20 protein-coding genes and 1 tRNA gene are annotated in these 24774 nt (G+C 35.9%); 17 read left to right on the top strand and 4 right to left on the bottom strand.

Features of this window, described 5'->3' with window-relative positions:
• The first annotated feature begins 20 nt into the window (after nt 1-20).
• The 14 genes from EVJ47_07340 (at nt 21) to uvrC (ending at nt 20115) form a co-directional block, all read left to right on the top strand.
• The gene (locus tag EVJ47_07340) at nt 21-2828 is read left to right on the top strand and encodes an HD domain-containing protein (protein RZD14040.1); all 2808 of its coding nucleotides are present in this window, start codon (nt 21-23) and stop codon (nt 2826-2828) included.
• Nucleotides 2829-2911: 83 nt separating this feature from the next.
• On the top strand, nt 2912-3154 hold the full coding sequence (locus tag EVJ47_07335; GenBank protein ID RZD14039.1) for a hypothetical protein: 243 nt from the start codon (nt 2912-2914) through the stop codon (nt 3152-3154).
• A gap of 41 nt (nt 3155-3195) precedes the next feature.
• The gene (locus EVJ47_07330) at nt 3196-4341 is read left to right on the top strand and encodes an aminopeptidase P family protein (GenBank protein RZD14038.1); all 1146 of its coding nucleotides are present in this window, start codon (nt 3196-3198) and stop codon (nt 4339-4341) included.
• Nucleotides 4342-4488: 147 nt separating this feature from the next.
• Nucleotides 4489-5055, top strand: coding sequence for an elongation factor P (gene efp / locus EVJ47_07325; GenBank protein ID RZD14037.1), 567 nt, complete (start codon nt 4489-4491; stop codon nt 5053-5055).
• 33 nt (nt 5056-5088) lie between these two features.
• The gene (gene accB, locus EVJ47_07320) at nt 5089-5598 is read left to right on the top strand and encodes an acetyl-CoA carboxylase biotin carboxyl carrier protein (protein ID RZD14036.1); all 510 of its coding nucleotides are present in this window, start codon (nt 5089-5091) and stop codon (nt 5596-5598) included.
• A gap of 6 nt (nt 5599-5604) precedes the next feature.
• Entirely contained in the window at nt 5605-6945 is a 1341-nt protein-coding gene (gene accC / locus EVJ47_07315) for an acetyl-CoA carboxylase biotin carboxylase subunit (GenBank protein ID RZD14035.1), read from the top strand.
• Between the two features lie 106 nt (nt 6946-7051).
• The gene (gene gcvH / locus EVJ47_07310; protein ID RZD14034.1) at nt 7052-7438 is read left to right on the top strand and encodes a glycine cleavage system protein GcvH; all 387 of its coding nucleotides are present in this window, start codon (nt 7052-7054) and stop codon (nt 7436-7438) included.
• Nucleotides 7439-7453: 15 nt separating this feature from the next.
• Nucleotides 7454-8272: a hypothetical protein gene (locus EVJ47_07305; GenBank protein RZD14033.1), complete on the top strand. Its 819-nt coding sequence runs from the start codon at nt 7454-7456 to the stop codon at nt 8270-8272.
• Nucleotides 8273-8395: 123 nt separating this feature from the next.
• A tRNA-Gly gene (locus EVJ47_07300) sits at nt 8396-8471 on the top strand.
• A 62-nt stretch (nt 8472-8533) separates the two neighbouring features.
• Complete coding sequence (locus EVJ47_07295; GenBank protein RZD14032.1) at nt 8534-9139, top strand: hypothetical protein; 606 nt, start codon at nt 8534-8536, stop codon at nt 9137-9139.
• 56 nt (nt 9140-9195) lie between these two features.
• Nucleotides 9196-12873, top strand: coding sequence for a hypothetical protein (locus tag EVJ47_07290; GenBank protein RZD14031.1), 3678 nt, complete (start codon nt 9196-9198; stop codon nt 12871-12873).
• On the top strand, nt 12870-16088 hold the full coding sequence (locus EVJ47_07285; protein ID RZD14030.1) for a PD-(D/E)XK nuclease family protein: 3219 nt from the start codon (nt 12870-12872) through the stop codon (nt 16086-16088). The genes EVJ47_07290 and EVJ47_07285 overlap by 4 nt, the downstream gene beginning before the upstream one ends.
• A 42-nt stretch (nt 16089-16130) precedes the next feature.
• Nucleotides 16131-18134: an excinuclease ABC subunit UvrB gene (gene uvrB, locus EVJ47_07280; GenBank protein RZD14029.1), complete on the top strand. Its 2004-nt coding sequence runs from the start codon at nt 16131-16133 to the stop codon at nt 18132-18134.
• Between the two features lie 7 nt (nt 18135-18141).
• The gene (uvrC, locus tag EVJ47_07275) at nt 18142-20115 is read left to right on the top strand and encodes an excinuclease ABC subunit UvrC (protein RZD14028.1); all 1974 of its coding nucleotides are present in this window, start codon (nt 18142-18144) and stop codon (nt 20113-20115) included.
• On the opposite strand, the gene EVJ47_07270 is transcribed toward uvrC, so the two are convergent.
• The gene (locus EVJ47_07270) at nt 20073-21254 is read right to left on the bottom strand and encodes an aminotransferase class I/II-fold pyridoxal phosphate-dependent enzyme (protein ID RZD14027.1); all 1182 of its coding nucleotides are present in this window, start codon (nt 21252-21254) and stop codon (nt 20073-20075) included. The two genes, uvrC and EVJ47_07270, sit on opposite strands and share 43 nt — an antisense overlap.
• Nucleotides 21238-21936 (bottom strand): hypothetical protein, encoded by a 699-nt coding sequence (locus EVJ47_07265; GenBank protein ID RZD14026.1) that lies wholly within the window; start codon nt 21934-21936, stop codon nt 21238-21240. Before EVJ47_07265 ends, EVJ47_07270 begins: the two co-directional genes overlap by 17 nt.
• Before the next feature lie 260 nt (nt 21937-22196).
• Here EVJ47_07265 and EVJ47_07260 point away from each other — a divergent pair, with 260 nt between their 5' ends.
• Complete coding sequence (locus tag EVJ47_07260) at nt 22197-22634, top strand: universal stress protein (protein RZD14025.1); 438 nt, start codon at nt 22197-22199, stop codon at nt 22632-22634.
• Nucleotides 22635-22639: 5 nt separating this feature from the next.
• On the opposite strand, the gene EVJ47_07255 is transcribed toward EVJ47_07260, so the two are convergent.
• Complete coding sequence (locus EVJ47_07255; GenBank protein ID RZD14196.1) at nt 22640-22816, bottom strand: hypothetical protein; 177 nt, start codon at nt 22814-22816, stop codon at nt 22640-22642.
• A 42-nt stretch (nt 22817-22858) separates the two neighbouring features.
• Nucleotides 22859-23287: a hypothetical protein gene (locus EVJ47_07250; GenBank protein RZD14024.1), complete on the bottom strand. Its 429-nt coding sequence runs from the start codon at nt 23285-23287 to the stop codon at nt 22859-22861.
• 329 nt (nt 23288-23616) lie between these two features.
• Between EVJ47_07250 and EVJ47_07245 the strand changes: the two genes are divergently transcribed.
• Together EVJ47_07245 and def are read left to right on the top strand one after the other, a co-directional pair.
• Nucleotides 23617-24150 (top strand): hypothetical protein, encoded by a 534-nt coding sequence (locus tag EVJ47_07245; GenBank protein RZD14023.1) that lies wholly within the window; start codon nt 23617-23619, stop codon nt 24148-24150.
• A 38-nt stretch (nt 24151-24188) separates the two neighbouring features.
• Entirely contained in the window at nt 24189-24770 is a 582-nt protein-coding gene (gene def, locus EVJ47_07240) for a peptide deformylase (GenBank protein RZD14022.1), read from the top strand.
• The last annotated feature ends 4 nt before the right edge of the window (nt 24771-24774 follow it).

Here is a 24774-nt window from a genome sequence, read left to right as displayed (position 1 = left end):
GGGAATGACCGAGGTTAAACTTGACGCCGAAAGACTTAAAAGAAAAAATTGCATTAGAGTATAAATCCTTAAAGGACGACCTGCTTAATTTTTCCTCCTTTCACACGACAAAAAGAATATCCCTTTTCTTCGATTCCCTCATTATAGAGGCATTTCCCGATATTAAAACGCAAAACGACTTTTGTCTCATAGCAGGGGGCAGTTATTCCAACCTCGAACTATGCCCTTACTCCGATGTCGATATTATGGTAATTACGCGGGACGGGCTTGCTCAGGAGGATGTTTCGAAAAGACTTAAGGATTTTTTTTACCTCTTTTGGGACGCATCCGTCGATTTGGCTCAAAGCGTTAGAACCGTTAAAGAAGCGATAGGTTTAATGAAAACCGATTTTAATACATATACATCGTTTATAAATGCCAGATATATAGCTGGCAATAAGGAATTATACGACGGGTTTAAAAACGAGTTTAAGAAGATAGACGCTTGTTCCGTCTTTTTAGTCGAACTTATGAAAAGCTTAAGGAGGAGAAGGTTAATTAATGTAATGGTTGACAATGATATATTCCTTCTTGAACCGGATGTTAAAGAAGGAATAGGAGGGCTAAGGGATTACTCGTTTTGCGAGTGGGTTTATTATATTGCAAAAAAACCCTTTGCTCCGCTTAATTTTCTGCATAACAATCCAAATATAATAAACTATGAAAATGAAATTTTATTTAACGGCAGCGGGAGTCTGGATAACGATAAGGGCGGCAATAACAACGACAGGCATGGCGGCGTGCGCGCCGCCCGCGGCGGGGGGAACGGGGAAGAGATAATAAGCGAAACATTTAAGCTTATGCAGTTAGACAGTTCTTTAAATGCGGGGGATATTATAAATCTTTATAGCGGAAAAGAATTTATATTAAAGGTCAGGGTTATGATGCATTTAATAGCTCAAAAAAAGTTAGACAGGCTTACATTCGATATTCAGGAAAAGCTTTCCCATGCTTTTTATTATAAAGACGGCAAGTTTTTAAATAAGATTGAATATTTTATGCATGATTACTACATAAATGCCAAGAATATACATATTATTTCAAGACTTATAATAAATTTTTTGATAAAGCCGGAGGTTTTAGTTCAAAAGTCAAGACAGCTTTACAATCTAAATGTTGAAAAAAGCGTCAATCTCGGCAATAACCTGTATTTTGAAAACGGTTTAATTTGCATAAGGGATAGAAAGATATTTTTAACGGATGTTAAAAATATTTTCAGGCTGTTAGATGCTTATCAGATAACCGGCGAAAGGCTTGATATCGAATCTATAAACCTGCTGAAAATGGCTTGCTCTGCTCATAGAAAGTTAATAAAAAACGATGACTATTCAAAAAGTTTTTTTATTAATCTTTTAAAAAAGAAAAAAAGGGTTTATCAAACTCTTTTGCTTATGCATGAAACGAAAATTTTAAGCGCGTTAATACCTGAATTCGAAAAAATAGATTCGCTTTCGACAAACGATGTTTATCATGTTTATACTGTTGACGCCCATTCGCTCAACGGGATTCGTTATCTCGAAGATATGGTAAATTTAAGAATCAATAAAGATTTAAGGGAAACATTCGAACATTTAAAAGGCGACGACCTGCTTATTTTAAATTTCTCTCTCCTTCTTCACGACATCGGAAAGGGGTATTCCGCCCATCATGAGCAGGTGGGCTCTAAAATTGCCGTAAAGGCGGCAAAAAGGCTGGGTTTTGACGAAGAATCGCAAAATTTTGTAAATTTCTTAATATTAAATCACTTTTTGCTTCCGCTGACATCCGAAAGAAGAGACATACACGATCCGGCAACAATTAAATCTATTTCATATACCGTTAAAGACATGAGGCATTTACAATTTTTATTTATAGTCAGCCTTTGCGATTCGATGGCCGTTTCCAAAACAAGGTTTAATTCATGGAGAAAGATGCTTTTGGTGGAACTTTACGACAGGACTTTAATGTTTTTGAAGAACTCGGAGGAATACTTCAGAGGCGATTTATATTACATAGACAGGATATATGAATATGTATCGCAATTTGCCGGAAAGAGGGGCTATAACTTCCTTAAAAGTATAACCACAGGCAATCTAAAGGGTTTCATCAATGACTATATCGGTAAATTTTATTCGGCTACCAGATATTTAATGAGGGAAAGCCCGGAAAATATACTTCTTCATTTAAAACTATTTTCTAAAATCACCGGTAAGCATAGATTTAATTTTATGGCAAAAGCGCATATAGAAGAGGATTATTATGAAATAGTTATTTGCGGAGAGGATAAAAAAACAATTTTTTCGGATATAACTGGCGTGCTTTCTTATTTCGATTTTAACATAATGAGTGCGGATATTAATACAAGAAGGGATGGAAAATTTATAGATACTTTTTTTGTAAACCATATTTATAAGAAGGTTGACGGAAAAATAGATTGGCATAAGTTAAGGAATACCTTTTTTAATGTTTTTAACGGCAAGGAATTGCTGCAAGATATGTTCAAGAAAAAGAGGCAAAATGAAGGGTTGTTTAAAAAGAGCGCTCCGCATGTTTCTAACTCGGTCGAGATTTATAATAATCTGAGCGATGAATTTACCGTAATAGAAATTCAGGCATTGGACAGAAAGGGTTTGTTATACGACATCGGAAGGATTTTTAACAGGTTCGACATAAATATTTTTGTTTCAAAGATAACGACGCAGGGTAATAAGGCATTCGATACTTTTTATGTAAAAGACAACGGGGAAGGCAAGATTAAAAGTCTATTAAAGATTCGGAATATTAAAAAGGCGGTTATAGAGGAGTTATAAAATTTTTATCTGCCAAATTTTTATTTATTTTTTATTTATTTTACTTGACTGATGTAACAGTTATATGTTAAAAATTATATATTATGGCAACGGAATTAAAAACAAAGACATTTGCCGAGCTTTACGAGTCTCAGGGGCATTACAAAGATGCTCTTAATATTTACATAGACCTGTTAAAGGAAAATCCTCTCGACGATAGCCTTGCGGATAGCATTAAAAGGTTGCAATCTCTGATCAATGAGGAAAATGCCGGTAAAAAAAAGATGGCAGATGCTCAAATATCGGCCATAAATAATTTCCTACAAAAGGCTTACGCTTATAAGTAAGGTAAGCTGAAAAAATCGGCATCTTTTCATTTCGCGTTATCATGCTTAATATTCAGGATTTAATTTTTCCCATAAATAATAAAAAAGCATCCGGTTTTTTAATTAAAAACAGCAGTAATATTTTTTATATAACTTTTTATTCAGGAGAAGGTTATCTTTATGTGTCCGAAAGCGGAAAAATAACTCTGTATGTGGACGGCAGGTATGCTCAGCGGGCAAAAAAAGAGGTGCGCAAAGCCGAAGATGGAGGCAGAAGTAAAGATTTTAATATAAATATAATCGGCGTTAAAGAGATATATAAAGATATCGCAGCCGATATAACGAAAAAATTCATTGATAGCAATAATGGCAATAGATATAAACCTGCGGTACTTTTTGAATCCCCTTATTTTACATACGAAGAATTCCTGAGTTTTAAAAAGGCGTTTAAGCATTCGGTCAAATTAATTCCTTCGCATAATGCTTTATTAAAAATTCGTTCTTTAAAGGATAAAAACGAGCTAAGTTACATAAAAAAAGCTGTTTCTATAGCCGAAGATTCAGTTTTAAATTCGTTGAGAGAGGCGTTAGATTCGGGATTAGAATTTAGCGAACAGGGTATTGTTGCGGAATATAAAAAGCGCTTGATAAATAATAATTCCAAAGAGTCTTTTGAGACGATTGTGCTGTCTGATAAAAATTCAAGTATGCCCCACGGGGCGCCTTCAGGTAAACCGGTGGACAGAAACGGCATTTTGTTATTCGATTTTGGAGCGGAATGTAACGGATATAAAAGCGATGAAACGGTAACGCTTCATTTCGGCAAACCGGACAAAAAATTTTCCGATGTTTACGGCGCGGTTTATTCTGCGCAGCAATTGGCTATTTCAAAAATAAAACCCGGGGTCAAATTTAAAGACTTAGATAAAGCCGCAAGAGATTATATAGAAAAAAGAGGATACGGCAAATATTTTACCCACTCTCTCGGACACGGGGTTGGGCTCGATATACACGAGTATCCTTATGTTTATAATAAAAATGCCGATACGGTTAAAGAGGGGATGGTTTTTACCGTTGAACCGGGAGTTTATCTGGAAGGGGAATTTGGCGTGAGAATCGAAGATATGTGCTATGTGGAAAGGGACGGGGCGCAAGTTATTACGAATATAAAGAAGAAAAGTTTTTATGTTAAAGATATATTGCAATAAATTAAATAAAACTATTTAGTTATATATTAATAAAATTAAAGGTTGATTTTTATTTTATTTTATTTTAAATTGTTTAAATTATTATTTATATAATTTGCATATTTACTTAACTAGTTTCTTAGAGGTATTTCTTAGAGGTATTTATTTGTGTATTCCACAACGGATTTCAAAAAAGGATTGAGAATAGAGATGGACAGAGAGCCTTTCGAGATTGTTGATTTTCAACATGTAAAGCCGGGAAAGGGCGGGGCTTTCGTGAGGACAAAACTTAAAAACCTGATTAACGGAAAGGTAATAGACAGGACATTTAGATCCGGCGAAAAGGTGGAAACGCCGAATATGGAAGAAAAAAATATGCAGTATCTTTACTATGAAGGCAACGATTATATTTTTATGGATAACGCGACATACGACCAGATACATATAAGCAAAGAAGCGGTTGGCGACAGCGCAGGCTTTTTGCTCGAAAATATTCAGGTTAATGTTCTTTATTACAACGACAAGCCCGTCAATATCGAGGTGCCTAATTTTATTGAAGTTAAAATAATAAAAACGGAGCCTGGACTGAGGGGCGATACGGTTTCAGGGGCTACAAAGCCTGCTACGCTCGAGACTGGTCTTGTAATAAATGTGCCTCTATTTTTAAACGAAGGTGATATAATTAAGGTTGATACAAGGACAAAATCATATATAGAAAGGGTTAGTTTAAAATAACAAATAATAAAATAACAAAAGCCTTATAAGCCGATGAATATAAATGATATAAAGGATTTAATAAAATTTATTAAATCTAATAAAATTAAAGAATTTTACTATAAGAAAGGCGACGAAGAGGTTTCGGTCAAATTAAGCCATGAAGAAACGGCAGCGCAGGATTTGAAGCACAGGGTTCGTGAAAAAAAGGAGTATTTGGCGCAAATTGAAGGTATCGAGCATGCCGAGTTAACCGAGCTTTCTGCGCAAAGGGCACAAATTCTAAAATCCGAATTAGCGGAACCTGCATCAAAAAAAGAAACTCTGAAGGAAATAGTATCGCCGTTCGTGGGTTCTTTTTACAGGTCTCCATCCCCGGATAAACCGCCGTTTGTCGAGGTAGATTCCGTTGTAGAAAAAAACAGCCCTGTTTGTGTTATAGAAGCCATGAAGATAATGAACGAGATTGAGGTAGATATAAAATGCCGTATTGTTTCCATCCTTGTTGAAAACGGGCAATTGGTGGAATATGGGCAGCCCTTATTTCTTGTGGAGCCCCTATAAAAATATATGTTTAGAAAGATATTAATAGCCAATAGAGGCGAGATAGCAGTCAGAATTATAAGGGCATGCAAAGAATTGGGTATTAAAACCGTTGCTGTCTATTCAACTGCCGATAGGGACAGTCTTCATGTGAGGTATGCCGATGAAAGCATATGTATCGGTCCGCCGCCAACCGCAAAAAGTTATTTAAATATATCTTCCATTATATCCGCTGCAGAGATAACGGACAGCGAAGCCATCCATCCCGGATACGGTTTTTTGTCCGAAAATGCCAATTTTGCAGAAATTTGTGAAAATTGCGGCATAAAATTCATAGGACCCTCATCGGAGAATATGAGCCTGCTGGGGAATAAAAGAAATGCGAGAAAACTTGTTAAAAGTTTAGGTATTCCAGTATTACCTGGAAGCGATGATATCGGAGATAATGAGGAAGATATAAAAAAAGCCGCGGGGAAAATAGGTTATCCCTTAATACTTAAAGCCTCTATGGGCGGAGGAGGAAGGGGAATAAAAATGGTTTTGACGCCGGCCCATTTATCTCAGGCTTATCATCAGGCAAGGCAGGAGGCGCAGTCTTTTTTTGGGGATAAGGATGTTTATTTAGAGAAATATTGCGAAAATCCAAGGCATGTCGAGTTTCAGATTCTTGCCGACAGGTACGGTAATGCCGTGTACCTCGGGGAAAGGGATTGTTCCATCCAGAGAAGGCATCAAAAGATTATCGAAGAAGCCCCCTCTATTGCCGTAAAATCCGCCGTGAGAAAAAAAATAGGCGAATCTATATTAAAGGTTGTTAAGGAAGTAAATTATGTCAATGCGGCTACATTTGAGTTTCTTTTGGATGCCGGCGGCGAATTTTACTTTATGGAAGTAAACACAAGGGTTCAGGTTGAACACCCGGTTACCGAATTTGTCACAAATACGGATATCATTAAAGAGCAGATCCGAATTGCGAACGGAGAAAAACTTAAAATAAAGCAGGAAGATGTGAAAATTAAGGGTTACAGTATCGAGTTAAGAGTAAATGCCGAAAATCCGGTAAATTTTCAACCCTCCCCCGGCTTGATTACATTTTACAATAAGCCCGGCGGATTAAATGTCAGGGTTGACGATTTTGCCTATTGCGGATACACCGTCCAGCCGTTTTATGATTCTTTAATTGCCAAATTAATAGTGCATGATTCGACCAGACTGGGTGCAATCAATAAGGCTAAAAACGCATTAAACGAATTTCAGATTGAAGGTATCGAAACAAACATTCCCTTTCTTAAAAGGATATTAAACGATAGCGATTATATTTCAGGCAGGGTTGACATAGGGTATGTTCAGAGGTTTATCGAAAGGTAAGGCAAAGCCGAACCGTTAAATTTTTATTTGAATTTTTTTAAAAAATGTTTATATTATAATTATCGCATTTATATGTAAAAATAATAAAACAAAGAAAGGGGGATTTATGGAGTTTCCGAAAAATTTAAAATATAATACAGAACATATCTGGGTTAAAGTTAATAGGGATAATGCGCTTATAGGGGTTACCGATTATGCGCAGGATCAGCTTGGAGATATAATTTATGTTGACCTGCCAGAACCCGGTTACGAGCTTGAGCAAAATGAGTCTTTCGGGACTATCGAATCGGCAAAGTCGGTTTCGGAACTGTATGCCCCCGTGAGCGGACATGTGGTTCGGGTTAACGAATCATTAAAGGATGAACCGGAGCTTGTAAACGAGGAACCATATGATTCAGGATGGCTGCTAGAGATCAAGCTTACGAACGAAAATGATTTAAATGACCTCATGGATAATCTGGATTACGAAGAATATTTAGAAAATAATGGATAATAATAAAAATAAATAATGAACTGCTATTCGGATGGTTGTTTTAACCTGATAATTTCAGGCGGATGTCCCGGCGGCGTTAACATGGCCGCCGATTTATTTTTATTGAATAAATATAGGACAGGGGGCGATTTTTCAAGCCGTCCTACATTAAGACTGTATTATTTTTCCCCGCCCGCTCTTTCTTTAGGATTTTTCCAAAAAGATGAAGAGACACGCGAAAGCATTATTTTAAAAGCAAAAAATAAACATTACGATATTGTTAGAAGACCGACGGGGGGAAGAGCGGTATTGCATAAAAACGAGATAACTTATTGCGTAGTGTCGTCATATAAAAGCGGCATTTTTGCAGGGAAACTTTTGGAAACTTATAAAAAAGTCGGCGAATTTTTGCGCCTTTTTTTTACCGGCTTAGGTTTAAATCCCGATAATAACGGCTTTAATCGTCAAAACGGCGATAAAATCGATAAACCGGTTAAAAAAAGCGATTTTAACTGTTTTTTAAAAGCCCATTCATACGAGATAACATTCGGGGGTAAAAAGATTTGCGGCAATTCGCAGAGACGCGGCGAAACGGCATTTTTACAGCACGGTTCGATTTATACCGACTATAACCCGCTTGAGCATATCGAGTTATTCGAGAGCGGTAATTTTAACGCCGGATATTTTAATAATATCACCGGTATAAAACAGGAACTGAACAGGGTTGGTAAAAAATTTGACTTAAGTTTCCGCAGCCTTTCCGAAGCTCTCGCAAAATCCTTTCAAGATGCCTACAATCTTAAGCCCTTGGTTATGCTTCCTCAGGAATTTGAGGAGGCGGCGGGCAGGGCGTGAAAGGCGCGGGCTTAAAATTTGGCCGTTCTTCCCAAAATTATTTACAGCTTTTTATTTTTATGATATATTAATAATGGTTATACGCAACATCGCAAGTTGCGGTTTAATTTTTTATTCCTATAAGCGGGCATAGCTCAGTTGGTAGAGTACAAGCTTCCCAAGCTTGGTGTCGCCGGTTCGAACCCGGTTGCCCGCTCCATTTTTCAAGCCCTTCACGGCGCATAAAAAAGCATATATGCTATAATGAAAAAGGGATAAACTATGAAAAAAGTTATACTTATACATGGATTAAATTTTTTTATACCGGTTATATTTATTATATTTAGCATGGCTGTTATTTTTATTATAAATCCCGACCCTGCTTTTGCAGTCTCCTACACCTATTATTCGCCTGAGGCCAATCTCCAAAAAATAGATATTTATTGGCTTAAGAAGGCGGTTTTTGCAAAAAGACTTTATATAGCAATGTACTCGTTTACCGATTATAAAATCGCAAAAGAACTGATTAAGTTAGCTCATGAAGGGGTAAAAATATATATTTACAGGGATGACAAGCAAATGAAAGATAGAACCGACAGAACTTATATGCTTGAACATGTCAGGAACATTTATATTAAAGCTAAAAGGGACAAGGGTTTTTGGAATATTATGCATGACAAGATATTCATAATTCCTGGCATTGTTTTTAGAGAGGGTTCGGCAAACTGGTCGCCTTCGGCGGAAGGAGCATCATGTTATTACGGCAATTGCGGCTCGCCTTCAAACCAGGATAATAATGCAACATATATAACCAATAAATATGTGATAAAAATGGCAATAGTAAATTTTATTAAAATATGGGATAGGAAATCCAATATTATTTATTGAGTTTAAGAGATTAAAAAAATAAATAAAAAATGCTTTTTCCGTAAACTTTGAAACTAATGAATAATGTCCTTAAAAAAGACAAAGACCTCGTTTTCCCCCACATCTATCAATTATCGGCTTCCGCAGGAAGCGGTAAAACCCACAACCTTTCGTTACGATATGCGCAGTTTCTTCTGTCGGCAAATATAAAAAGAGGGATAGAAGGGATAAACACAAACGGCCTTAATAATATTGTAGCCATTACCTTTACCAACAAAGCCGCATCCGAGATGAAGGAACGTATATTAAAGTTATTAAAATCTATCGCGATAGGCGAAAAGCAGGCATTAAATCAAATAAAATGCGTCACGGGTTTAACCGGCGTAAAAGATGGGAAAGACGACGATGCCGCCCTCATAAACAAAGCGGCCGATTTAGTTGACAATATAATAAGAAATTACTCCGATTTTAATATTAAGACAATCGATAGTTTTTTAACGGAAATAATTAAAGCGTCTTTGCCGGAAACAGGTATAGCGCCCGGGTTCGATATAAGGGTGAATCCGCTGCCGTACATCGATTTTGCAATAGATAAACTGCTTTTAACGGTAAACGAAGACGCGGAGATTAAAAAAATCTTTCAGGATTTTATTAAAAATTATACGGACATAGAAGGCAAAACAGGACTCAATCCCCGTTTCGTAATTGCCGGTATTATAAAAGATTTGAGAGCAATTGAAAATACGAGCGGAAAATATTTCGAAATTTGTGAAGATAAAGATTTTCAGGACAAAACCCACAGGTATATAGAAGCATTAACGAAAGATATAATAAACATAGAAAAACCTTTCGGAAATTTTCCCTCATGCGGAGGAAAATTAAGAAATTTATTAAATTTAATAGATGAAATTAACGGGTTGGATAAATCATATAAAATAGGATTGCATAAAACATTTCAAAACGGGTTGGAAAAAAATACGGGAAGAGATTTCGTTTCCAAATACTGGCAAAGACAATCTGTAAAAGATATAATTACTAATTCTAAAAATTTAAAAAATCAAGATTTATTAACAGGCCTTCAGCAAATCTGGGATGATATAAGAGCAGGCATAAGAGATATAATTTTAACCGTTAACAGGATAAGGTTCTATTCGTACATAAAAATATTAAAAGAAATTAAAAGCGTTATCGCCGAAAAATCTAAAAACGACGGCGTTATATTTATAGACGAATTAAAAATAAGGGTTAATGAGTTAATTAATAACAACAAAGTTCCCGATATTTATTTTAATATCGGGGAGCAAATCTACCATTATCTAATCGATGAGTTTCAGGATACCGACAGGCTTCAGTGGGAAAATATTAAGGCTTTAGTGGAAAACAGCATCTCAAACGGCGGCTCCATTTTTTATGTAGGAGATAAAAAGCAGTCGATTTATAGATTTAAAGGCAGTGATGCAAGTCTTTTCGACGGCATTGTTAACTATTTTTACGGCAATATCATAAATAGCGGAAATTGTTATTTAGAAAAACTTGAGAATAATTTCAGGTCTAAAAAAGCGCTTATCGATTTTTTTAACGAAACATTTAACCCTCAAAATCTTGCCGAAAAGTTATTATATAAAGGTAAAGGCAAGGATAAAGGTAATCAGGATAAAGCTCAAAAAACGATTAAAAATATAGAAGATGAGATGACAGGCAATCTTATAGAAAATGTTTATAAAGACCACGAACAGCATATGCCCGATAATCATCAGGATATTAATGATGATTTTAAAGGTTATATTTATATAGAACGATTTTTAAAGGATAACGAAAATGGCAACGGCAAGGATAAGGATAAGGATAAAGCTGAAGAACAGGGCGCAGAGACTTATAAACAGGGAGCGGGAAACGACAGCAGCCTCGAAAACGGTTTGCCTCAGGATGATGTTTTAGACGCCGGTGTTAAAGAAAAATGCGCAAATAAAGTAGTAAGGATTATAAAAGATTTAACGAACAGCGGTAAATACGGCTTTAAAGATATTGCAATTTTAACAAGGACCAATCAGGAATCCGCAGGTCTCGTTCTTAAGCTTAAACGGGAAAATATTCCCGTGGAATCCGAACAGAGCGCAGATATAAGAAATAATCCTTTAATCAAAGAAGTTATTTCCTTTTTGAAATTCCTTAATAAGCCCGCGGACAACCTTTCGTTTATTAATTTTATCAGCGGAAAAATTTTTGCAGGAGTTATTCAATCTGATTTAACATCGAGACAGGAAATAAATGATTTTATCTTAAACAGCAGGAAGACGGATTTTATTTATATAGAGTTTAAAAAATGGCAGCTAAATAACGGCAGCCGCAACGGGCAAGACATATGGGATAATTACATCGAAGAGCTGTTTAACGGCGCGGGATATTATCCTGCTTACGATACCGTATGTAAATTGTACGAAAAATTTAACATTTACGAAAGATTTAAAGATAATCTCGGATTCTTTATGCATCTGCTCGAGATTATAAAAAACAGGGAACAGGAGGGCGAAAACACCCTAGATATGTTTATCGATTTTTTTAAGGACGATAAGCAGGAAAATGATCAGTTTTTAGTAAAGCTCGATTCGGCAAATTACGCCGTAAATGTTTTGACCATGCATAAGGCTAAAGGTCTCCAATTCCCGGTTGTAATTATACCCTATGCGGGTATTAAAATAACTCCCGTTAACGAGATCGTTTTGGAATATAGCGGCAGTCAATACAAAGGTGATATATGCGCCGGTTACGAAGAATACAATGAACCTCAAAATAAAGACGGCTATATTAAACTTTATTACGCAAATAAAGACAATCAGGATTTTTTATTAAGTATCGACGAAAATTTAGATGAGATAAAAGCATATATTTATGAAAAATCTATGAGGTTTATCGATGAATTAAACCTTTTTTATGTCTCGTCAACAAGGGCGAAAGAGGAGCTTTATATACTGATACCTTGCAAATTCGGAAACGGTAATAACAAATTAATTGATCTTTTTTTCGACGATAATATGGGGGAAGATGTAAATACTTTAGAAATCGGAAGTAAAAAAAATTATTTAGATGAATGCAATAACGAGGATTCTGCCGCATCCTTTAATATATTAAACAATATTAGCCGGAGATTTAAAAATTACGATTGGAAACAACATTTATACGGGGTATATCAAAAAGAAGACATTTCCTTTATTTTGGATGAAAATATAAAAAAGGGTTTGTTAAAAGGAAATATTGTGCATTTTATATTATCGAAAATAAATTTTTTAAACGAAAATAATTATGAAGCCGAATTAGATAAAATTATTCCGGAGGCAACCCGTGAATTTATTAAATCGCAAAATTATTTTATAGAAATAGGCGATTCGGAAAGAGAAATAATTAAAAAAGACATTATAGATTTATTAAGTATAAATGAAGTTAAAGACTGGTTTTTTATAAACGATAAAAATGCCATGAATTTTAACGAAAAAGAGACGGTAAATTATGCAGGAGAGCTTAAAAGAATAGACAGGCTTGTAATATGTTCAGGTAGCATAGCGGTGATAGATTATAAAACTGGCAGGCTTGACGAAACTAAATCCGTTAAATACAAAAAACAGGTCAGGGAATACATCGATATACTTGCGGGTATATATTCAAATATCAGCAATACCTGCAAGACCTGCAAGCCGGACATAGATATAAGCGGATATATTTTATATACCGATGAAAAAAGGGTTGAAAAGGTTTCATGAATATATATGCGCTTTCTTATAAAGATTTTCTTTTGGAATATATAGCGGATAAACTTATAGAGGATATAAACCCCGGATTAAATGTGAATAATAGAGATAATAACGTAGGCAATGGCAGGAGCGGCAGTATTGATAACGGGTTGAAGGGGTTAAACAAAGATTTTTCAAAATATGCGGTGGTATTTCCGGGGAAAAGGCCGGCATTATATTTAAGGTCTATTCTTGCAAATAAACTTGAGTCTCCTTATTATCCCCCTGCTATATTTTCGCTAAGCGAATTTATAAAATTCATTGCCGAAAAAAGTTCCGGCTCCAAAGCGGAAATTAACGCTATAAATGCCTCCTGGTTTTTGTATAATATCGTTAAAGATGAAACCGATTTAAAATTTTTTAAGGACACGGATAAGTTCGAAGATTTCTTTTTATGGGGGATGCAATTATTTAATACGATTAACGAACTCGATGCGGGGTCGGTGAATAACGAAAGTATTAGCAGGGTGGAATCCTATATTGCGGCTATACCTGAAAATATGAGCAAATTTTATAATTATTTGCCTGTAATTAGACATAAATTTCATGAAAAATTAAGGGAAGAGAATTTAACGACTGCAGGTTTAAATTATATAGAAGCATCTAAATTTTTAAATAATAATGCGCCTAAGTCTGTAATTAACGAATTCGAAAAAATATATTTTGCGGGCCTAATTTTTCTTAACAGGGCAGAGTCGGATGTCATAAAGCCTCTAATAAAGAACGGGATTGCAGAATTTTATACTCAGATAGAATCTTTAAAAGAAGAGGAGTATTTAAAAGATAATATAGTCGTAAATTTAAAAAAATCGTTAGATAAAGCGGAAATAGTTTGCATAACAAAAATGGGCGCGGCCGAAACCCCAACCCCTATTAACGAATATGACACCTCTTTATTTTTTTATGAAGGGTTCGATACCCATTCCGAGTTGCTTGCCGGAAATGAAATTTTCGATGAAAATAAATTAGATCCCCAAAAAAATGCCGTTGTTTTGCCCGATTCCAATACGCTTTTACCTTTTCTTTATCATATTATGGACTACATCGATGCGGGTTGCAACATAACCATGGGTTATCCTCTAAAAAGAACCCCGCTTTATTCATTGATAGAGCTTATATATAAGGCTCAGATGTCGGTCCAAAGCAAAATATCCGCGCGCGGAGGGTTTGCTAACCCCAAAATAGAGCCTGAATATCAGGCAAAGGATTATATAAATTTGGTGAAGCATCCATATATTAAAACATTGGGCGGAATAAAAACTATATCCGCAATAAATAATATAGAAAATCTTATCGTAAAAAACGGAGATATATTCATAAGCCTTAATGAGATAGAAAATAATTATTTAATAAACAAAAACGCTGCAGACGCATCCGCGGCAAATATAATAAAGACCGTTCATGAATATTTTTTTAAAAATTTCGAAGATAATAAAACAACGGCAAAAGACTTTGCATCCAATTTGATAAAAATCGTTAATTTAATAACAAAAGAAAATAACGATGCTCTGAAATATAAGCTTTCGCCGGAATTTACCAAAAAAATGATAGAGGCTGTAAATTTATTTAAAGATTCATATTTTAATAATGAACCCGCATCAAAAAAATCGGTATTTAGATTATTTAAATACTATATGGATAACGAGTCTATCGCATTTAACGGAATTCCGCTTAAGGGTTTGCAAATAATGGGAATCCTCGAGACCCGCGTTCTTAAGTTTGACAGGGTTGCGATATTCGATGCAAACGAAGATGTTTTGCCGCAGGTAAAGAAATTCGATCCGTTCCTGCCGTATCTTGTGAGAAAAAGTTTAGGTTTATTTACTTATAACGATTATGAAGCGCTGTATCGCTATCATTTCAGAAGGCTTGTATTCGGGTCCAGAGAGGCTCATATCGTTTATATTAAAAACGATAAGAGAATTAGAAGCAGGTTGATAGAAGAGATTATTTGGGATGAGGAGAAAAAGACAAAAAAACTCGATATAGAAGATAAGGTAAACCATTTAGGTTTCAAAACGATAATATTTCAAGAATCTCAAGGCGGAGAAAGCGATTTCGAAATTAAAAAAAGCGATGAAGTTTTAAAAATATTGGGCGATTTAATGAAAAAAATATCGGTTTCCGCCATAGATACATATATTAATTGCCCTATGCAGTTTTATTATAGATACATTATCCGCCTTGAAGAAATTAAAGAGCAGGGCAAAAGGATAGGGGCGGACAAAACAGGAATATTTATCCATAGTATCCTTAAAAAATTTTATGAAGGTATCAAGGAAAATAGATATAATTTTAAACAATTCATAGAAGGAAATAATTATGGGGCTGATTATAACGCCGACCGCTATTTAGAACCCGCATTAGATAATATTTTAGATAATATCATAGAAAGCCCGGATATGCTTAAAGAATTAGAAGTAGATATAGACAACGGCGAATTTTTTCTCGTTAAAGAAACGGCAAAAAAATTATTATATAATTTCATCAAAAAAGACCTCAGGAGTTATGACTGGAATAAAACCTGCATGGAAATTTTAGATTTAGAAACTAAGAAGGAAGCAGAATTTATAATTGCGGGCGGCAAACAATGGGAGAAAACTAAAACAATAAAACTCTACGGCATAATCGATAGAATCGATATGTATAAAGATATATACAAAAGCAGAGAGAATAACGAAAGGAATCAAGAAATCAAAGAAAACGAAAATATCCTTATCATAGATTATAAAACGGGCAGATCACCTGTTAAACCGGATATCGAGAAGATTTTAGAATATAAATGTAATAGCAGAAGCGGTCTTGCGGGTGATATTTCGGCTATATCGGGCATACCCGATAGAAGCAAAGTTAAAGAACTTATAAAATCATTTCAGCTCCCTGTTTATCTTTATCTTTACAAGTCGGAACACAACACCGGAGGTTATAAAAATTTAAACGCCTGCATTAACTTAATAACATTGGATAAAAAAACGGGCAGCAGGGGACACAGGCAGTATTTATTTGATAAAGAAAAAATTAATAGCGCTGATAAAGACGAAATTATGGAAAAGATAATTCTTCCCTCGTTAAAAAATATAATAGAAGAAATGCTGGATAAAGAAAAACCGTTTATTCCCGATAATTCCGATATTAAGACTTGCGAATACTGCTCTTATTCCTTGCTGTGCAATAAAGCTTCATGAAATAGTAATTCAAAACCCCAAAAAATGTTATAATAGTCTATTATGTCATTGTTCAACCTTGTTTCGGAAAACACCCCCGCAGGCGACCAGCCAGAGGCGATAGATTCGTTAGTTAAAGGGATAAAGGGTAAAAGCTATAAGTATCAGACGCTTTTGGGCGTGACGGGCTCGGGAAAGACATTTACGATGGCGCAGGTTATCAAAGAACTCGAAAGTCCGGCTTTGATAATTGCGCCGAATAAAACCCTTGCGGGACAGCTTTATTCCGAATTTAAAGCATTGTTTCCCGAAAATGCCGTCGAGTTTTTTATAAGTTATTACGATTATTATCAGCCGGAAGCATATGTTCCGTCAAAAGACCTTTATATAGAAAAAGATTCCGCTATTAACGACCAGATAGATAAAATGAAGCATTCGGCAACCCGTTCTATTCTTTCAAGGAGGGATGTTATAGTTATCGCGTCCGTTTCCTGCATATATGGGCTTGGTTCGCCGCAAAGCTATAGAAATATGCTCCTTGAGGTAAAAAAGGGGGACGAGGTCAATTTTAGCGATATTTTGGACAAGCTGACCGAGATAAGATACGAAAGAAACGATGTAGATTTTCACAGAGGGACATTCAGGGTGAGAGGGGATATAATCGACATTTTTCCAGCTTACGAAGAAGAGGTTGCAATAAGAATAGAGTTTTTTGGAAACGAAGTTTCTTTGATAGCGGAGATCGACCCGCTTAGAGGTGCAATTATAAGGAGACTTTCAAAGGCTGCAATTTATCCCGCGTCGCATTATGTCGCGGACGAGGTAACCTTGCAGGGCGCCGTTAAGTCTATTAAGGGAGAGCTGAAAGAAAGATTGATAGAACTTAAATCATCAGGCAAGCTTGTCGAGGCGCAGAGGCTTGAGCAGAGGACTATGTACGACCTCGAAATGATTCAAGAGATGGGTTATTGTTCGGGTATCGAAAACTATTCGAGGCATTTAACAGGCAGAAAAAAGGGCGAGCCGCCCCCAACCCTTCTCGATTATTTTCCTGATGATTTTATTATCATGATTGACGAGTCCCATGTCAGCGTTCCGCAAATCAGGGGAATGTACAACGGGGATATTTCAAGGAAATCGACGCTTGTCGAATACGGATTCAGGCTTCCCTGCGCGCTCGACAACCGCCCTTTAAATTTCGACGAATTTTCATCCCATATAAATAATCTTATATTTGTTTCGGCAACGCCGGCGGAATATGAACTAAGCGTCAGCTCCCGGGTCGTGGAGCAGATAATCCGCCCGACGGGTTTAATAGACCCGCATGTGGAGGTTAGACCTGAAACCAATCAGGTTGACGATATTATAGGGGAAATCAAAAAGACCGTTAACGAGGGAGGCAGGGTGCTTGTTACTACGCTGACAAAAAGAATGTCCGAGGATTTGACGGAATTTTTATTAGATAGCGGGGTTAAGGCAAAGTATTTGCATTCGGATATAGATTCGTTAGAGAGGTTTAAGATTGTAAGGGAGTTAAGGCTTGGCGAGTTCGATGTCCTCGTCGGAATAAATCTTTTAAGAGAAGGATTAGACCTTCCGGAAGTTGAGTTGATCGGAATTTTAGACGCCGACAAAGAAGGTTTTTTGCGTTCTAAAACATCGCTGGTTCAGACGATAGGAAGAGCGGCAAGGAATATCAAGGGCAGGGTTATATTATACGGCAATAAAATTACCGAATCGATGCGGTATGCCATATCGGAAACGGAAAGAAGAAGGAAAATTCAAGAGGAGTATAACAAAAAACATAACATAACCCCTAAATCCATTCAAAAAAATATATCCGAACTTTTGACGACAATTTTTGAACAGGATTATATCGATTTATCCGGAGGGTTAAGCGGGGGAGAACCTTTAATAATAGATCCGAAAGAGGCTGAAAAAAGAATCAGGAATCTTTCCAAAAAAATGAAAAAGGCTGCCAAAGAACTGAATTTTGAGGAAGCAGCGCGTATCAGGGACGAAATTAACAGGGTTAAAAAGAATATGATGTTAATGGATAATATTTGATTATGCCATGAATGAAGATTTAACCGCCAAACTTAAAAACATTCCGCAGTCCTCCGGGGTTTATCTTATGAAAAACATGAGCGGGGATGTAATATATATCGGCAAGGCAAAAAATTTAAAAAAGAGGATTTTACAATATTTTTCGAATAAAAAAGCCGGCGTGAAGACGGAGCATCTTGTTTCGAAAATTCATGATATCGAAACGATAGTTTCTCAAAACGAACTGGATGCCTTTTTACTTGAAAATAACTTAATAAAGCAATATAAACCTAAATATAACATAAGCCTTAAGGATGACAAATCTTACCCTTACATCAGGATAGCAAAGTCAAAAACAGGCTTTCCCTACATCATAAAAACAAGAAGTTTTAAAAAAGGCGACGGGGAGTATTTTGGCCCATATTCAAGCTCTTTTGCCGTAACGCAAACGATAAAAACGATAAACAAGATATTTAAAATAAGGACTTGCACCGACAATAAATTCAATTCTTATGCCGTTAAAAAAAAGCCGTGTCTTTATTACCAGATAAACAGGTGCGCCGCCCCGTGCTGCGGATATATCGGAATTGAAAGCTATAGGGAAAGGGTGGAGGGAATAAGGCTCCTACTGGGCGGAAAAAACAGGCAGTTGTTAAAGGAATTAAAGCGGTCTATGGACGGATATGTAAGGGGATTAAATTTTGAGGCGGCTATAAAAATCAGAGATAAAATTAACGCGATAACTATAATCAACGAAAAGCAGATAACCGTATTAAAAAATGAAAAAGATATAGATGCGATAGGGTTTTACGGCGAAAAAGGCAAGATGGACGTCGTCGTAATAATTATTAGAGGCGGAAAAATTGTAGGCACGAAAAATTTTTTCTTTAAAAACATATACTTAAATGACGATGAAATGCTTTCCGCTTTTTTAAACCAGTATTATTCCAAAAATTTGGAAATAGACGGAAAGATTTCTGATGAAATCTTAATTCCTGTAAACATAAATATCGATGATAAAAACAGCCTTTTAAGTTATATTAAACAATTTTCGGCCAAAAAGGTGAAAATTATCAGCGCCGGTAAAACAGTTTATAGCGGAAAAAAGAATAAATACGGCGATATTATAATAGCAATGGCATTGGAAAATGCAAAAAAGAATTTTTTGGAAAAGGCGGACGGGGACGGACAGGCAAGAACAGGTAACGAAGGAGAAAAGGGCGCGGACGGCAAAGGCGGGGAAGAAAAACTGCTCGGCATATTAAAGGATGTTCTGCGCCTTGATAAAATCCCTGAAATTATTGAATGTTTTGATATTTCCAATATATCGGGGACTTATGCGGTTGCTTCCAAGTCCGTTCTTAATAACGGTAAAAAGGATACCTCATTATATAGAAAATACAGGATCAGGTCAAAAAATACCCCTGATGATTATGCCATGATGTATGAGGCTTTGTACAGGCGGTTTAATAATGCGGCGGCAGGAAAAGACCCGCTGCCTGATTTAATTATGGCGGATGGCGGAAAGGGGCAATTAAATGTTTTGGTAAGGGTGTCGAATGAATTTAAGAAAAAAGGACTGATAGACGCCAAAGATATGCCTGCGCTAATTGCAATTGCAAAGGCAAAAGACAGCGGTAAAAATATCGAAACGGATAATATTTATTTGCCGAACAGAAAGAACGAGGTTAATTTCGGAAAGAATAAAGAGGCAATTTTTTTACTGATGCGCTTAAGAGACGAAGCGCACAGGTTTGCCGTGTCGTATTTTTCTAAACTTAAGCGGAAGTCGTTAGTTTCCTCCGAATTATTAAACATCAAAGGGGTTGGAAGAACGGTTTACAAGAATTTAATGGATAGTCTGGGGAGCGTGGAAAATGTGAAAAACGCTTCTTTGGTCCGGCTATCCGATATTAAAGGCGTCAATAAAATGGCGGCGCGGAATATATACGATTATTTTCATAATGACAGGGCAAATTCTTTCAACTTGCCGATCAAATAATCATTTTCTAATTTCTTTCGGACGGCTATCCTGAAATATTTATCGTCAAGACCGTGATAATTTCCGCAATATCTAATTAAAATACCCGATTTAAGCAAATAGTTTTTTAAATCCAATCCGTTAAACTTTTTGGATTTAATTCTTATTAAAAAGAAATTTGCTTCGCCTGGTATTATTTCGAACGCGTTAAAAGCTTTTAGTCTGCCGTGAAGATTATATTTTATGTTTTCTAATTTTTGCGCGGTATTTATAATATAATCCCCATCATTTAAAGAACTGATTGCAATTGCCGTTCCAAGACCGGTTATTTTCCATGGAATAATATTGTCGAAAAATTTATCGATTAATTCATTATTCGCTATTATGTAACCTAATCTTTCGCCGGGCATTGCAAAAAATTTTGTTAAAGAACGGATTATAATTAAATTATTATATTTGCGTGTCAGGCGCTTAGCCGAAAATTTCTCGCAAAAATCCATAAACGATTCATCCAAAACTAAAAAAGCATCCTTCTTTTTTAGCAGGTTTAATATTTCCTTAATACTGTCCAAAGTGGTAACGGCTCCTGCCGGATTTGAAGGACTTGCTATGAAAACCATATCGTTTTTGTTTATCTTTCCGATATTTTTTAAAAGATTCAAATAGCTTTTTTTTAAAAGCCTGAAATTATCGGCAGGATATGTATTTATATGAATAAGAGAGGATTTTACCGATATTGCCGCCCTTTCGTATTCATAAAAAGACGGTTCGACTATAAGGACAGTTTCCGGCTTTATAACCTGTGTAATGTTGAAAATAAGGTCGGTTGCTCCTGCCCCTAGAAATAACAAGTCTTTACTTATATTATGATAAATGGATAATGCGTCTGTCAGGGTTTCAGGGTAGCTTTCAGGGTAATTTTCGACGAAAAATTTTGTCAGCCTGTAATTTTTTATGATTTTAACGGCATTTTTACTTAAGCCGAATGGATTTATGCCTGCGGAAAAATCTATTATTTTTAGCCGTGAAGGATTAAAACTACCTGCATTATTAATGCCGCCGTATAAATCTTTTGTATATGATAATATGTTGCCGCCGTGGCAGGAATAAAGATTTTTTGTCAACCCATGATTCTGACAAATTTCAATTTTTGATTCCATTAACCCTTTTTGTGAATAATTCAAGAAAACCGGCTGATGTTTTTATGGCTTCGGGCAGGATTCTACCGAGTGAATTAAAATATTCCATTTTTGTTCTTGCATATAATAATTCAGGCAGGTATTTCGAAGAATTATGAGCGTTGTAATCAACCCAGCCAAAGGGGTGTTTGTCGTTATAATGCCCTTTTAAAGGCTTAAATTTGTATATTCCGTTTTCTAAAGGTAAATTTACATCCAGATAATGCGATGACATCCATCTTTCAAAAAGAACATGTTTCCTTAATGCCAGATTAGTAGTGTGAAACGGTATGCACAGGTCCTGAACGAGATGCGTCGCTCCGCCTAATGCTATGAATGACCTTTTAAACCGCCCCTTTTCCCAATCTTTTGCGGCAATATTAAACAGCTGGACGCATTTTGTGCCGGCGTCCGAAAATCCCCTGATGTAGCCCGCATGAGAGTGAGGGTATAAGTAATGTCCGCCAAACCAGTGAACCCTTAATTTTTTAATGGCAAGCCTGTCTATAATGTAAGAGCCGCGTTGCATTAGTTTAATGCGTTCATCGGGTTTCAAGCCCGAAATATCGCGGTTAAAAATGGTATCTATGACATCATGCTTCGAATCGTTATAAAGCAGTTCGAATGTTTTTTCGATGCAGTAATTATGTAGTTTTGGTTGCATAAGTTTGTTTATATTTATATTGTCCTGTCTTTTTAAGCTTCAGTTTATTTTATATCATATTTTAAAAATAATTCAATACTTATTTTTAGGTTATTTTTAGGGTATGGAAATTTGAAAGCATTTTAATAATTTAAAAAATCGGGAAGGTAAAGATTTTTCTTGACTTTAAGATAATATATGCGATATAAAAAATAAAGACAAATATAATAATAAAATATAATAATGCACCTAAAAATTTTAAAAGATTAAAGGAGTCAGCCATGTTCAAAAGTATTTTATGCCCTGTGGATTTTAGCGATACATCTACAAGCGCGGCTTATAATGCCATTAATTTTGCTTCGGAAATTAAAGCCGAAATAACATTTATTCATGTTATAGATATTCAAGCATTGCAAAATATCGGGGATTTGTCGGGCGGGTCGTTAAATGACTTTGATTTTTTAGTTCAAGAGGAAAAACCAATTTTGAATAAATTAAAGGAAGAGTGCGAGAAAAAAGGAGTTAAGGTTAAGACCATACTTACGCACGGAGAGCCGCATAATGTTATTTTAGGGGCGATAAAAGAAGGCGGTTACGATATTGTTATAATGGGCACGCACGGAAGGAAAGGACTAACAAGAGCGGTGCTTGGCTCGATGGCTGAAAGCGTTGTCAGAAAATCCGATGTACCTGTTTTATTATATCATTATAAAGGATAAGTCCTCTAAGTTGTATATCCTTCCATAACCTTCCCCAGAAAGACAGCTTCTGGAACGGCGCCAACCACTTCGCCGTTATCGTTCATTACCGTCTTTGGGACGCTAAAAACCTCATATTTGTCGGCAAGATTTGGAAATTCTTGAATTTCTATAACATCGGCCGTTATATTGTCGTTTTCTATGGCAAAATTATGAGCAAGAACCGCCGCCGGCGGACAATGGGGTCAAGTAGGGGTAACAAATACCTGAATATTATAAGGCTTTATAATTTCCTTAAGTTTTTCGATAGTTTTTTCGGAAAGGCCAGTATTTTTGGCGGAGACATTCATTATCCCATGGATTAAGGTCATAAACTCATGGCCTGCGGGGATGCCGTAAAAACGAACGCCGTAATCCTTTTCTCCTTCAATTACGATTCCGGGTGTTCTTTTAATGGAATACTGCTTGACCTTTTCTTTATCTTTGTCGAAATCGTACTCTTCGAGAGTTATCTTATCGCTCAAACCTGAAACCTCAACAAGAATATCTTTTACTTCCTTGCAGTACAGGCAGGCATCTTCGGACTTGAAAAATATTATTTTAACATTATTTTTAAGTTTGCTTTCAAAATCTTTCTTTAAAAATTCGGCATCCTGTTCGCTTAGAAGGGGCATTTCATCTCCTTTTTCATTTAAAATGTTTCGGTATTTTTCGGCATTTATATCTTAATCCTGCATTAGAAATTACATTATATACTCAAAAGCTTATGTTAAATCTGGATTCCCGCTTTCGCGGAAATGACTATGCGGAGATTAAGGTCTTAACCCAACAGTCGTCATTCCCGCGAAAGCGGGAATCCAGAAAATAAAATTTCTAATGCAGGATTAAGGTTATATCTATTGCTTGTTTTATTATAAAACAAGCTGCACATGAATGCAATATCAAAATAAAAATTGATTTTTAGTAATTATAGTGGTATATTTAAGGAATCTCTGGAGGTTATATGCTTGATAAATTTAAAGAAATCAAAAAAAACAAAATAATTTTAGTTGCTATTTTATTAGCTGGCGGCCTTATTCTTGGATTATCAAGCTATGCTTATTCCAAAGGAACCGATAACTTTAATGTTAAAAAAAACGGAGAAAAATATTATTCCGAAAATAAGAAATTTATAATACTTAATATATCTGGCAATATGACGGCTTATATCAATAAAAAAAATCAGAAGGTTTATTATTACTACAATAAATTTTATTATTTTTGGAGCAACGGTATCTGGTTCTGTTCGAAAGAAATAACAGGCATGTTTAAAATAACGCCCCAAAAGGATATTCCCGGGCCGTTAAGGCATGGTCCTCTTTTGAGGGTGAAAAAGAAAAATGTTCCTGCCGGGTTTGCGGCATTAAAGGTTCCGCCGCAACCGGTAAAACATGAGTTACCCAATGCCGCCACCCAGCATTTGTATGACCTCCCCCTGACTCTTCACGGCTTAGTGATTTATCAAAAAAAGTTTAATTTTAATGCAATTGCAAAATAGTTCGAAAATAATTATTAACGAAATTTATTAAGTCGAATATGAGGTTTTTAAATATATTAGAATATCCGGATATAAAACTGCGAATAAAAGCAAAACCTTTAAGCTCGAATGAAGTCCCCGAAAACATTCCTTTAATCAAAGATCTTGCATATACGATGTACAAAGCCGACGGTGTGGGGCTTGCCGCTACGCAGGTTGGCGAGGATAAGCGTATCATAGTTATAGATATAAGCAGAAAAACGGATAAGGATAAAATTTTTTCCTTGGATGAGGGGAATATTCTTAATGCAAATAAAGACCTTATCGTGGCAATTAATCCTGAAATAATTTCTAAAGAAGGAAAGACCGTCTATGAAGAGGGGTGTCTTTCCATTCCTAAATTTAATGCCGATATCGAAAGGGCAAGCGAAATTAAGGTCAGGGCTTTAGACTTATCCGGCAAAGAGATTATTGTAGAGGCGCAAGGTTTGCTGGGAATAGTCTTTCAGCACGAGATAGACCATCTTGACGGAATTTTATTTATCGATAAGGCTTCACCGTTAAAGCGGTCTCTGTACAACGCCGCGCTTAAAAAATCAAAGGTTAAGAAACAGGAAAAGGATGTCAGTTATACTTCTTAAATCC

The sequence above is a fragment of the Candidatus Acidulodesulfobacterium ferriphilum genome (assembly GCA_004195035.1).
In the GTDB taxonomy this organism is placed as follows: domain Bacteria; phylum SZUA-79; class SZUA-79; order Acidulodesulfobacterales; family Acidulodesulfobacteraceae; genus Acidulodesulfobacterium; species Acidulodesulfobacterium ferriphilum.
Note: the sequence above shows the minus strand (reverse complement) of the source record. Positions and strands in the feature narration are given on the sequence as shown.